At 33.0% G+C, this 13,520-nt stretch carries 9 protein-coding genes; 1 reads left to right on the forward strand and 8 read right to left on the reverse strand.

Annotated elements, in window-relative coordinates; all coding sequences use genetic code 11:
• Positions 1–134 precede the first annotated feature (134 nt).
• From GKF99_RS00005 to GKF99_RS00015, 3 genes are read right to left on the reverse strand one after another with little or no spacing between them, the layout of a single operon-like run.
• A complete protein-coding gene (locus GKF99_RS00005) occupies positions 135–1,112 on the reverse strand; it encodes a CAMP factor family pore-forming toxin (RefSeq protein ID WP_094207363.1) in 978 nt (325 codons plus the stop codon).
• A 12-nt stretch (positions 1,113–1,124) separates the two neighbouring features.
• On the reverse strand, positions 1,125–2,840 hold the full coding sequence (locus GKF99_RS00010) for a CAMP factor family pore-forming toxin (protein WP_094207364.1): 1,716 nt from the start codon (positions 2,838–2,840) through the stop codon (positions 1,125–1,127).
• Between the two features lie 56 nt (positions 2,841–2,896).
• Positions 2,897–5,263: a lectin like domain-containing protein gene (locus GKF99_RS00015; protein WP_154272215.1), complete on the reverse strand. Its 2,367-nt coding sequence runs from the start codon at positions 5,261–5,263 to the stop codon at positions 2,897–2,899.
• Between the two features lie 381 nt (positions 5,264–5,644).
• Here GKF99_RS00015 and GKF99_RS00020 point away from each other — a divergent pair, with 381 nt between their 5' ends.
• Positions 5,645–8,776, forward strand: coding sequence for a lectin like domain-containing protein (locus GKF99_RS00020; RefSeq protein ID WP_154272216.1), 3,132 nt, complete (start codon positions 5,645–5,647; stop codon positions 8,774–8,776).
• A 40-nt stretch (positions 8,777–8,816) separates the two neighbouring features.
• On the opposite strand, the gene GKF99_RS00025 is transcribed toward GKF99_RS00020, so the two are convergent.
• From GKF99_RS00025 to GKF99_RS00045, 5 genes are read right to left on the reverse strand one after another with little or no spacing between them, the layout of a single operon-like run.
• Positions 8,817–9,557 carry an amino acid ABC transporter ATP-binding protein gene (locus GKF99_RS00025; RefSeq protein ID WP_154271615.1) on the reverse strand — a complete coding sequence of 247 codons (741 nt, stop codon included), beginning with the start codon at positions 9,555–9,557 and terminating at the stop codon, positions 8,817–8,819.
• On the reverse strand, positions 9,547–11,127 hold the full coding sequence (locus GKF99_RS00030; RefSeq protein WP_154272217.1) for an ABC transporter permease subunit: 1,581 nt from the start codon (positions 11,125–11,127) through the stop codon (positions 9,547–9,549). The genes GKF99_RS00025 and GKF99_RS00030 overlap by 11 nt, the downstream gene beginning before the upstream one ends.
• A gap of 12 nt (positions 11,128–11,139) precedes the next feature.
• The gene (gene truA / locus GKF99_RS00035) at positions 11,140–11,874 is read right to left on the reverse strand and encodes a tRNA pseudouridine(38-40) synthase TruA (RefSeq protein WP_094224914.1); all 735 of its coding nucleotides are present in this window, start codon (positions 11,872–11,874) and stop codon (positions 11,140–11,142) included.
• A complete protein-coding gene (locus GKF99_RS00040) occupies positions 11,871–12,668 on the reverse strand; it encodes an energy-coupling factor transporter transmembrane component T (protein WP_154272218.1) in 798 nt (265 codons plus the stop codon). The genes truA and GKF99_RS00040 overlap by 4 nt, the downstream gene beginning before the upstream one ends.
• On the reverse strand, positions 12,665–13,516 hold the full coding sequence (locus tag GKF99_RS00045) for an energy-coupling factor transporter ATPase (RefSeq protein WP_154272219.1): 852 nt from the start codon (positions 13,514–13,516) through the stop codon (positions 12,665–12,667). Before GKF99_RS00045 ends, GKF99_RS00040 begins: the two co-directional genes overlap by 4 nt.
• Positions 13,517–13,520 lie beyond the last annotated feature (4 nt).

The following is a 13,520-nucleotide window of genomic DNA, read 5'->3' on the forward strand; positions in this document are numbered from 1 at the left end:
ATATGAGGACAAAAAAACCAGAGACAAATATTTCTAAATGTCTCTGGTATAAAGTCCAACTTTTTGGGGTCACCTTAGCCACCATATGGTGGCTTTTTATTATTAATCTACTATTTTTCTAATCTTAATAAATTTTATTCATAGTAAGTTTGGAATTGTTGTACTAATTGAGCTGCGATTACACTTGATGGTCTAATTTTTGCCAATTCTTGTTTTGCACGATCAATTGCTTTACCAACTTCTGCTCTCTTGTCGCCATGTCTTCTAGCTCTTATAGCTTTGTTCATAGCTTCTTTTAAAGCTTCAATTTCAGTTTTACTTGCTCTGTAATCTTCGCTGTTCAATGCTTCAAATACTGCTTGATCTAATCTGTCACTTAATTGATAAATTTCAGCTACAGTTGCTTGTGGTCTTAATCTTAAAGCAGTTATTTCTCTAATTTCTGCAGTTAATTTATCGATTACTGCACCAGACATATTCTTTAATTCATGGAATTTTAATGATCTAGCTTTTGCTAATTTGTGATCTAAGTCTGATCTTACATAGATGTTAGCAGTATCATTTAATCCTGCATCTGGGTAGCTTAATAATTTTTGTGATAATGCTTCGAATTGTGCCATGTAAACTTTCATATCTTCAACTGTGTGGAATGGAGATGCTGCTATTACGAATCCTCCGAAGATGTATTCAGCGATTTCTGCGTGAGCTGCATCTACTTTGTATCTTAATTGAGTTGTAGCAAATCTAATTGCTCTTCCCATTCTACCTAATAATAGCAATCTTTGTGGAATAGATGATAAATCATAAACATCTGCTACTCCCATTCCTACTGCTGTTTGGTCGATTTTGTCGCTGATTTCAAGAGAAGTTTCGTTGAATTTGTCAACCATTTCTTGTTCGTCTTCTCTTTTAACTTGGATTGAGTTAACTTCGTTTTGAATTGATTTGATTTGTCTTTTGTAAACTTCTGCTTCATCAATTCCTAATTTTTCAGTTTCTTCTGCTCCTTGAACGATTTCAAGTTTATCTTCTTGTGCATAAGATACTGCTGGTGCTACTGTTCCCAATAACATACTAGATAGTAATACTACTGATAATGCTTTTTTTAACATATTTTTCATCTCCTAATAATTTAGTTCAAATGTTTTTACTTGGTCTTTTAATTCGATTTTAACGTTGAAATCTTTAACCCATGTTCCAAATTCAAATCCGTTGTATTTAACTGATGCAACTCCGTTGTTGAAGTAAACTTCTCTTTCAATTGCTTTTTTAGTGTTTGACACTGTTACTTTTGCTGGTCCGTTGTACTTTTTACCATTTTTAGTTGCTTTGAATTCGATTGAGAATATTCCAGCTTTTCTTTCTGAAGGGTTGATTTCTGTTATTTGATATTCGTCTTTGTCAACTTTCTTGATTACGTTTAGTTTAAATTTATTAGTTACTCCGTTTTTTGTAGTTGCAGTTATTGTAGTTGATCCTTCTGCAACTGCTTCGATTGTTCCTTTTTCATTAACTGTTGCGATAGCTTCGTTATCTGACTTATAAGAAACTTCTTTTTCTAATGCATTTTCAGGGAATACAAATGTTTTTGATTTTAAATCAAATGTATCTCCAACTTTTAATGTAGTAGATTTTACTGAGAAACCAATGTTTTTAACTTCATAAATATCTTTCCCAACTGAAGAGTTATCTCCAACTACTCCACCACCATTTGTATTAGTGTTAAGATATTCTGAGTTTTCTCCTGTAGCTTGTAAGAATGGAATTCCTTCTACGCTGTGACCAGGTTCTACGATGTGAAGTTCAAAGTTTGATTTTGCACATCCATCTTTTGAAATTACTGTAATCATAACAGTTCCAGTTCTAAGTGGAATGATTGTTTTTCCAACGACTCTTGCCATGAATGCATTTGACGAGTAAATGAACACTTCTTTGTCTTTAACTTCGTTTGGTCTTACTACTGGGCTGATTGTTGTTGTTTTATTGATTGAGATGGCTCCCATATTGCCTTCTTTAAATTCAATTTTTTCAGCTTTGATTTTTGGTCCAGTAATTTTTTCCATTGCTTCGTGAAGTTTCTTAACTTGTTCATCTAATTCACCACATTTTACTGTGATTCTAAATTGCAAACTTACTGTTTTTGAAATTTCTTCACTTAATTCTCTTACGATAAATGAATTACCAAATCTTGTTCTTGAAGCACGTACTTTTTTAGCTTCTCTGATTTCTCTCCAAACTGCAGCTTTTTTGTAGATAGTGGCTATATCATTTGGCCCTAAATCAGGATAAGCTAACAATTCTTGTTCTAATTGGTCAAATTTTTGGATGTAATCCATAATTTGAGCTTCACTAGCAAAAGGATTAACAGCATATAATAAACCAGTTATTATATATTCTGTGATTTTAGTGTGAGCTGCTACGACTTTGTTAGATAATTCAGTAGTTGCAAATCTAATTGCTCTACCAATTCTAATCATCAATTGTACTCTTACTGGAATTGTAGATAAATCATAGATTGTGTTTTCTAATGCTCCTACAGCTTCACCACTTCCTACTGCTTGGCGTTGTTTCATTTCGGCTACTTTGATTTCTTTGTCTAAGAAATCATGTGCTTCATAAAACTGATCCATAACTTCCTTGTACTTTTCATCAGCTGGTTCTATGTCTTCAACTGATTTTACAGCTTGTGTCAAACCTTCTTTTAATTCTGAGATTTCAAGTTTAGGTTCTTCTTGTTGTACTTCCAAAGAATCTGCGAAAACCTCACTCAAAGGTGCAACAGCTATAAAAGTCATAGCAAACACTAAAATCATTGCTAATGATTTCTTTAAATGTTTCATATTTCCCTCCTATGAACTAAATATTTTGTTTAACAATCGGCACTACCCGTTATTGATTAAAACCCAAATTTTACTGTCTCTTCATGATTTCTAATAGTTATAGTCGCTTCGAAATCTTTTCTCCACACTCCAAATTGTCCTCCGTGGAATTTAGATTGTGCATGACCTGAGTTGAAATATATTGTTCTATTTAATTTTCTATTGCCACTTTTTACTGTTAGTTTTGCTGGACCAGAATATCCTCTGTCTCCTTCTTTTGCATCTATAAATACAGTGAATATTCCGGCGTGTCTTTTAGATGGTGCAAATTTTTCTACAGTAATTTCGCCTTTTTCTTTTGGTATTACAATTATTGTAATGCTTGTTTGTAATCCTTCTTTTGTTTTGATATCTAACTTTGTTCTTCCGATTTTTTTAGCAGTAATCACTGATTTTGAATCGATGTCAATTATGTCATGGTTACTTATATTGAAATCAAAATTTCTTGTAGCAGTTTGTGGATAAGTTAAAATTTTTGGATCCAAATTAAACTTATCGCCTTGTTTAATAGTCACTGATGGAACTGATACTCCCAAACTTCTAACAACTTTAGGATCTAGTTCTTGATTATCTATCGGTGGTTTAGGCGGTATAACTGGGATTTCTGTATTATCTGGATCTGTTTTTGGATCGTAATCATTATCCCCAATTACCTCAATCATTTTTCTATCAGGAACTCTAATTCCTTCTGGAGCTACCAATAGATTAAATCTTTGTGTAATTTTTCCATCGACTGTTTTTATCAAAATATTTGCATTACCAACATTTACTGGATAAACTGTTCCGTCGTTTTTAACAACTGCAACATTTTTGTCCAATGATTCAAAAACAACCGGATCGTTGTTGAATTTTTCTGGTTGAACTGTCGCGTGAAGTTTTCCTTTTTTCTTAACGCTAATGAATCCTTGACTACCTTCTTTTACAGTGATTGAAGTTGGCTCTTCGATTACTTCATCCGGATCAACTTCTGGAACTGTATCTCTTGGAAGTACTTCTCCAGTAGTTCCGATAGCTTTTATACAAGCATTTGCGTTTTTAACTTCCTTAGTCAAATCAGTCCATTTGTCTCCTTGTGATGAAACATAAGATTGACCTTCTTGCGCTTTTGCTTTGGAAGCATAATCTGCAATCGGCATTTCAATAGGCATTGGATATTTGTAATTAGCAGCTGATGAATCCATGTACGCTACTATTGCAAATCTTTCGCCTTTTTTTACTTTGATTTGGGTAGTATTTAATGTGTAATATCCTGGGTATTCAATCACACCGCTGCCGATTTCTTCTCTTTTAGCTGCCAAATCATCTGTAGATTGTAAATCTCTTACAATGTACAATTTGTATTGTGTATTCATAGCAACTGTGAATAAACCCGCTTGGTAAATTGTTTGATCTTCATTAGAAGTAAATACATTTGCAATGTATCCTTGCATATTGTATCCAACACTTCTTGTTGCTCCGAAATCGTCGTATTGTGAAATTACCGCATTAGGATCTTTCCTTTGAGGAATAAACACTGCATTGGATTTTCCACAGAAACCATCGTAATACGATACGTAGTAGTAACCGCCATCCATGAAGCTTGTTCCCCAACTATTTTTTACAATCCATGCTCCATCTCCAGGAGCCTTTGCTTGGAATAAATTTTTTGAAAAGTTATCATCCCATCCTACAATTGTTCCTGCGTGATCTGCTTTTCCGCTTCCAGGATTGTAGTAACTTTTAGTTTCTTTCTTTTCGTAATATTTTTGAGAACTTAAAGTTGTATACACTCCACCATATTCCATAATAGCTTGTTTGATAACATTAGTTTCATTTGCATTGTGAACATCAGGTAGATAAATAACTTTATCCAAATCAAATGCTCTTTTCACATTTGTAGGTGAAACATTAATGTAAGCATCGTAAGGATCGTCTTTTTCTAAAATCGGACCTGTCCCTCTAGCAAGATATGATGTTGCAATATCTCTGTTACCTCCATCATTTGGACCCCAATCGAACCCATGCATGTTTCTCATGTGTTTTTCACTAAAATCAAATTCTTTTCCAAATAATTTTAAATAAGATTCCATGGAACCATATGTAGCAAATGTCCAGCAAGAACCATTTTGTCCTTGATTTTTGACTGAGGAAACTCTGTTAGTTTTTCTCAAATCATATTTTGCTGGCAATGCTGCTCTAGAAGCTGAACGAACTGAATCGTAAGATGTCTTCAATGGAGAGATTAACAATTCGTCATCCTTGGAATTTTCTTTAAAACTATTTTCAACGGGACTTAATTCTAGTTTAGAATTTTTGTTTTCATCTGCAAACGTTGGACCAGTAACTAACATCGATGAAACTAGAACTGTTCCTAGTAGTAGACTCAAAAACTTTTTAATTTTCATAACGCCCTCCTATTGAAATATGCTACTAAATTAATAGCCTTAATAAATATGCTCTAATTCTTAAAATTATTTTGAATCTAGATATTTATTAATTTAGTTTTTGGTATTTGTTGATTTTATTATATCACATAATTTCAAAAAATCTATATTATTAAGGAAATTTTACATTAATTATTTAAAAATTTACATTTTTTAAAATGGATTTTAACATACTACAGTGTTAAATGACTGAAAATCACAATATTCATCATTTTTTTGAATTTTCGAAGATATATATTTATTCTTCCAAAAGTAGTATAATATAGTTGTTAATTCTTAATAGTGTTAAGTATACTATTTTAACCCTGAATTAATATTTAAAATCATTGCAAGGAGTTGAATATGAAAAGAAAAAATTTATTGCTTTTTATTGCGGTTTTTACGTTGCAATCACTGTTTTCTACAAGTTTTGCAGAAAGTCAAAACAAATTCAAATTAAACGATGATTTAACTGTAAAAGAAATCGATTTTTCTGAAGCGCCTCGTAATCCCGCATTTAGCAGACAAATGAGTAGTCCTAAGACTACTAAAAACTACGGTTCAAACGAAGATCCTTTCTTGGTTAATACAAACTACGATTTGTTTAATCAAAAAGAAGACATTCCAAGACAAAAGGCTTATGGAATTCCTGCAAACTACGATTTGCGTCAGCACAACAGAGTTACTCCAGTAAAAGCTCAGGGACCAAACGGATCATGTTGGGCGTTTGCTACTTATGGTTCTGCAGAATCGAATATGCTCACGAATGGTCAATTCACAGATTTTTCTGAAAAACATTTGAGAAACACTCATGGTTTTGACTGGGGTCCTGATCAAGGTGGTACAAGAGCAGTCGCTGCAGCTTATCTATCAAGATGGTCTGGACCAATTTGGGAAAAAGATGATCCTTATTCTGCTTACGATTTTAGCTCTCCCTATAATTTACTTCCAGCAAAGGAATTGAAGGAAGCTTTGTACATTCCAGATGTAAACAATAATCAAGATCGTGACAGATTAAAAAGAGCGATAATGAGATACGGTGCATCTTACACAACTGTAAATGGTGACACAAATTATACTAATTTCTATACTATGAGTCATTACAATCCTGGTTATGGTTGGCAAAATCACGCTGTAACTATTATAGGATGGGACGATGATTATTCAAGATACAATTTCGGTATAACTCCTCCTGGAGATGGTGCTTGGCTTGTAAAAAATAGTTGGGGCGATCGTTGGGGAAATCAAGGTGGATATTATCATGTATCGTATTATGATGCTCACATTTCTAAGGGAAACTGTATTTTTGTTTTAAAAGAAAAAGATAGAAATAAATCCATCTGGTATTATGATGATTTGGGAATGACAGATAGCATCGGCTACAATCAAACTGGTTGGTTTTCAAATATTTTTGGTCCTGTTAGTAGAACTAGCCAAATCGACGAGGTTGGTTTCTTCGTTCCATCAAACGGTGCCCAATACGAAATTTATGTAAATACAAATATCGGTGGAAATAGTGGTTTCAATGATAAAGTTTTGGTTGCACGTGGAACTGTGGAAAACGCAGGATATACAACTGTCAAATTCAATCCACAAAAAATAAATGCAGGAGCTTATTTTGCACCAATTGTAAAACTTACAACTCCTGGTTACAGCTACCCTATTCCAATTGAATCTATGATTTACGGATATTCTTCAAGAGCAAGAGCTGGATACAATCAATCATTTATTTCTAACGATGGATATAATTGGTCTGATTTGGCGAGAAACAGAGCAAACGCAAATGTATGCTTGAAAGCTTTCACAAAACCTTATTCAGGAACCAATGTCAATCCAACACCAGACCCTGATCCAGTGGATCCTACTCCACAACCAGATGTTCCTGAACCTGATCAAGAAATTAGAGTAAATAAAATCACAGTGTCAGAAGATAATATTTCTTTAAGAGAAGGAGAAGACACACAAATCAATGCAAAAGTTTATCCAGAAAATGCGACAAACAAGGACTTGATGTGGTCATCCTCTAACACAAATGTATGTGCTGTAGATAATTCTGGATTAATAAGAGCTTTAAGTCCCGGACAATGTTATGTAACTGTTAAATCTGCAGACAATCCTAGAATTTTGCAATACGTTAGGGTCAATGTACTAGAAAATGAAAAGCCAAATATTGATGATAGTGTTGACAAAGATGTTAAAGTCCAAAGTATTATTATGTATCCTTCCTATAAAAAAGCAAAAGTTGGTGACAAATTCAGAATAGATACTAGAATATTACCTGCAAATGCCAAAAACCGCGATATAACTTGGGAAAGTTCGGACGAAAATATCGCATCAGTAGATAACGCTATGGTTGTATGTAACAATCCAGGTAAAATTAAAGTATTTGCAAAAGCAAAAGATGGTTCAAATGTTTCAAACTTTGCTATAATTTATGTAGAGGGTGACAGCCCTGAAAGCAATATGGCAGTAAATATTAAGTCCAATGTCTACAGAAATTCAATATCTATAGGTAATACTAATAATATTTCCGCTGTAGTAACAGATTCAAACAAACGAAATATAAAAGGTGCAAAAGTCAAATTCACAATTACCAAACCATCTAAGAAATTAATAGAAAAAGAATTGACTACAAACTACCGTGGACAATCTATACTATATTTAAAAGCCGACGAATTAGATGAAGCTGGAACTTACGATGTAAATATCACTGCGACAGATTCAAAAGGCAATACTAACGAAGATAATGTAAGTTTTGAAGTAAAAGATAACAGAATAGCTTTTGAAACTAAAGTTGATTTGGACAATACAGAAATCAAATTGAACCAAAATTCTATGATAACTGTAACTTCTAAGACTCATACAAGAAGAATTTCAGGTGCAGATGTAGTATTAAGCATAACTGATGAAAATGATAATAAACAAGAAAAAAGATTTAGAACTGATAGCTACGGTAATTGTTACTACACATTCAGACCAGAAAAACCAGGAAGATATTATATTGAAGCCACAGTTTCAAAAACAGGCTACAAAAATTCTTCAGCAAACACAACACTTATTGTAAAAGATACCGAAAACAAACCTGAAACAAAACAAACTGTAAAGTTGAAGTTCGAAACAGATAAAAAATCTTATAATCTTACTGATATAGCGAACATTAAAATATTTGCTACAGATGAAAACGACAGGAAAATTGCTAATTTAAAATTAAATATTAGAATTAGAAATCAAAAAGGATTCGACCAAACAATTACTAAAACAACTGATTCGAATGGTGTCGCAACCATGTTTATAAAACAACAAACTGCAACATCACCAACAGATTTCACAGTAAAAGCTTGGTGTGAATCAAATCCAAACACTTCGTTTGATTTGAAGGTTTCATTTGGTAGTTCAGATAAACTTCAATTCAATTCAATCTACAGTCCGTATAATTTGTATAGCAAATATAACAACAATTATGTAATTCACAATTACATTAGAAATATTAGATAAAATTAACGCCCTTTATCGTATGTGATAAAGGGCGTCTATTTTAGTTATTCAAATAATTCTTCAAAAATTCTTTAACTCTTTCGTGTTTTGGATTTGTGAACATTGTTTTTGGATCTGTATCTTCAATGATGTAGCCTTCATTCATGAAACAAACTCTTGTAGACACATCTCTTGCGAATTGCATTTCATGTGTTACTACTACCATTGTCATTCCAGATTCTGCAAGTTTTGACATTACTTGCAATACGTCGTTAACCATTTCAGGATCTAGTGCAGATGTTGGTTCGTCGAACAATAAAACTTCTGGATTCATACACAATGCTCTTGCAATAGCAACTCTTTGTTTTTGTCCACCTGATAACATGCTTGGTTTCTTATGTGCATGGTCAATCATTCCTACAAGTTCCAAATATTTTTTAGCTTCTTTAACTGCAGATTCCTTGTCTCTATTCAAAACTTTGATTTGTGCGACAGTGCAATTATCCATTACACTCATATTTTCAAACAAATAAAATTGTTGAAATACCATACCTACTTTGGATCTGAATTTATTTTGATTAAATTTGGAAGAAAGTATGGATTCTCCATGATATAAAATATCTCCACCTGTTGGTTTTTCAAGTAAATTGATGCATCTTAGCATAGTAGACTTACCAGAACCAGATGATCCGATTATAGATAGAACTTCTCCTTTTGATATCGTAAAGTTGATATCTTTTAGAACTTCTACTCCGTCGTAACTTTTTTTCAAATGCTGTAATTCTATTATTTTATTTTCCATTGAACATTCCTCCAGTAGTAGCTTCCATTACGTATTCTCTGTTATTTGATTTCTTTTCAATAAATAATAAAAGTCTAGTCAAAGAGAATGTCAACACGAAATATATAATGCAAGTAACTGCATAAGTTTCAAATATATTATAAGTTGAGCCTGCAATTGATTTAGATACGAAGAATAATTCTGTAACACTGATTACGTTCAATACGGATGTATCCTTAATGTTGATTACAAACTCATTTCCTATAGAAGGCAAAATGTTTTTGATTGCTTGTGGCAATATTACATTAATCATGGATTGACCGTGTGTCATTCCCAAAGCCTTACAAGCCTCCATTTGTCCGACATCCACAGAGTTAATTCCACCACGTACAACTTCAGACAAATAAGCTCCAGTGTTAACACTAACAATGAACAAAGCTGCACTAATTGGCGCCATATCAATTCCAAGATATAATTTGGCTCCAAAATAAATCAGCATTGATTGTACCATCATTGGTGTTCCTCTGAATATTTCAACATAGCAAGCTAGAATAAAATTGATAACTTTGTGAAGATAATAAGTGAATTTATTTTTATCTTTATCTAGTTTCATATTTCTAATAACTGCAACCAGTATTCCGATTAGAAATCCAATAATTGTCGATACACTGGCTATAAACAATGTCATCAAAGCTCCATTTAAGAAAAGTGATCCGTATTCATTAAAAATGCTTTTTACTTTTGATAAAAATCCTTGTGGTTGGTCTTTTTCCACGTTCAATCTTACCATTTCCTGCATCAACTTATCTCTTTCTTCTGGACTTATTTTCTTCAAAGCTTCGTTGATTTTTTCTGTCAAATCAGAATTTTTCTTCACACCGATTGCAATTGATGTATCTTCAGCTGATGTTTCAAATCCCGAACCTTTTTCAAATTCAATGTATGAAAGCTCAGCATTAGATGCTTCTGCACTTAATGCTTGTGGTTTTTCAGCGACATATCCATCTATCTTCTCTGCCAAAACTGCAGACAGCATTGATGGAAAACTTTCCATTGCAGGTAGTTTGTCACAATCTTTGATTTGATCAATTACTGTATAGTGGAATGTGTTCAATTGACCAGTAATTTTAAAATCTTTTAAATCATTTAATGATTTTGCTTTGATATATTTACTGTCTTTTTTTGTTACAATTACCAAATCAGAACTGTAATAAGTATCCGAAAAATCAATTTGTTCTTTTCTTTCTTTTGTTGGACTCATTCCTGCAATTATCGCATCAACTTTTCCGCTCATAACTGCCGGTGCAAGTCCGTCCCACTCCATTTTTACTACAACTAATTTCTTGCCCAAACTGTCGGCAATTTTTTTAGCTATTTGCACGTCGTATCCGTTTGCATATTCACCTTTGCTGTTTTCAATAGGATAAGCTCCATTTTCATCTGTCGATTGTGACCAGTTAAATGGTGCGTAGTTCGCCTCCATTCCTATTACAAATGTATCTTTTTTTGCAAAAGATTCGGTGTCAATGAAAACAAACATCATCATTAGTAACATAAGTACGCTGATGAGTTTTCTGGTAAAGTTTTTCATTTACTCCCCCTTTTAATATTCGATATCCATTAAATACAATCCACAAGGTTCAATCGTAATTCCTGCAGACTGTCTGTCTTTATTTTCCAAAGCATTTTTAAGCCATTCTATGCTTTTTCTCCCTCTGGCTACATCAACCATGCTTCCAACCAAAATTCTAACCATATTCCTAAGAAAACTTTCAGCCTTAAATGTAAATACAATATCGTCGTCTATTCTTTCGATTGTAATTTCATCAATAGTTCTAATTGGATTGGTATCTTCTTCCAAATCATTAACGAATGATGTAAAATCATGTTTTCCAATGAGCATATCTCTGCATTTTAGCAACAAATCAAAATCTAAGTAGTATTTTCTGTGACCCTTATAATCATTAAACCAAGGCTCCATATAGTATTTGTTGCATAAAATGTATTTATATGTCTTTGATTTTGCACTAAATCTCGCATGAAAATCCAAATCCACTTCTTCTGATTTTACTATGACAATTGAATCACTCGTGAAGTGGTTGACTCCCATTAGAAATTGGTTTGCTGAAATATCTGTGTCAACAATGAAGTTACACACTTGGCCTTTTGCATGAACTCCTTTGTCAGTTCTTCCAGCGCCATTTATTTTGACTGGTTGATTAACCATTTTTGTAACTGCTTTTTCTATTTCTAATTGTACGGATGGCAAATCATTCAACTTCTGCCATCCGTAAAATTTTGAACCGTCATATTGAACTGTCAATTTTATGTTTTTCATATTATTCTACTCACAATAATTAAAATGAATAATAAAATAATAACAGCATAAGCTATGAAATCTCTTTTTTGATACGATAATTCGTTAAGTCTTGTTCTTCCTTCACCACCACGATAACATCTAGCTTCCATGGCTATTGCAAGTTCTCCTGCTATTTTTAAAGCATTTATAAACAGTGGAACTAGAAGTGGTACGAGGTTTTTAGCTCTCTTGATTATATTTCCCGATTCAAAATCTGCGCCTCTAGCCATTTGAGCTTTCATTATTTTATCTGTTTCTTCAAATAGTGTGGGGATAAACCTAAGTGCTATTGTCATCATCATTGCAAATTGATGAGCAGGAAAGCCTATTTTAGCAAAGGGATGAAGCATTTTTTCCATAGCATCTGTCAATTCGATTGGTGATGTTGTCAAGGTCAATAAACTCGTACCTAAAACCAAGAATATCAATCTAAATGCCATAAAAAATCCCAAGTTCAATCCTGATTTTGTAACAGTAAATATTTTCCATTTCCACACAACTTCACCTGGTGTCATCAATACGTTAAGTATAAAAGTCAACAAAATAATTGGAAGAAGTGGTTTAACTCCTTTGAATACAAAATTTGGTTTTATTTTTGAAATTTTGATTATAGCTATTAGGAACACCAATACAGGTGCGTATACCCAAAGTTTACTTATAAGAAATATCGCAATAATATATAAAAATACAAATGTTACCTTTACTCTTGGATCAAGCTTGTGAATAATACTATCAGATGCAAAATATTGACCAATTGTTATATCTTTTATCATGATTTTGCCTCCATAGCTTTTTTTATGCTTTCAAAAGCTTGTTCAACATTCAAGCAATCCGTTTTGACATCTAGTCCTTTTTCTTTCAATCTTCTCACAACTTGTGTCGATTGTGGGATGCTAAGTCCAATTTCTTTTAGCTCTTTTTCTTTGCTAAACACAACTTCCGGCTTATCGTCCATAAAGATCTGACTTTTGTCGATAACAATTACTCTGTTGCAAAGTTTTGCGATATCTTCCATGCTATGGCTTACCAAAATAACTGTCATGTCTTCTCTTTCAAAAAGTTGTTTTATTTGATTTAAAATCATATCGCGTCCCAATGGATCGAGCCCTGCAGTTGGTTCATCTAGTACTAAAAATTTTGGTTTCATCGCCAAAACACCGGCGATTGCTACTCTTCTTTTTTGTCCACCAGATAATTCAAATGGTGATTTTTCTTTCATGTGTTCGACATCTAATCCAACAGCATCGCAAGCCCACTCTACACGTTCTTTAATTTCTTCATCTGTAAGCCCCAAATTCTTCGGTCCAAATTCAATGTCTTTGTAGCAAGTTTCTTCAAATAGTTGATACTCTGGATATTGAAATACTAATCCAACATTTTTTCTTATATCTGTTTTTACTTTTGTCTTTGTTGATATTCCGTCAACTAAAACATCGCCACCTGTTGGTTCCAATAATCCATTCAAATGTTGTGCGAGTGTTGATTTACCGCTTCCAGTGTGTCCTATAATTCCAATAAATTCTCCAAGATTTATCTCTAAATTGATATCTTTGAGGGCTACTTTTTCAAATGGATTTGATTTGTTATAAATATGTTCTAAATTTTTGCATTCTATCTTCATATCT

Origin of the sequence: Finegoldia sp. BIOML-A2 (assembly GCF_009678315.1) — a bacterium.
GTDB lineage: Bacteria > Bacillota > Clostridia > Tissierellales > Peptoniphilaceae > Finegoldia > Finegoldia magna.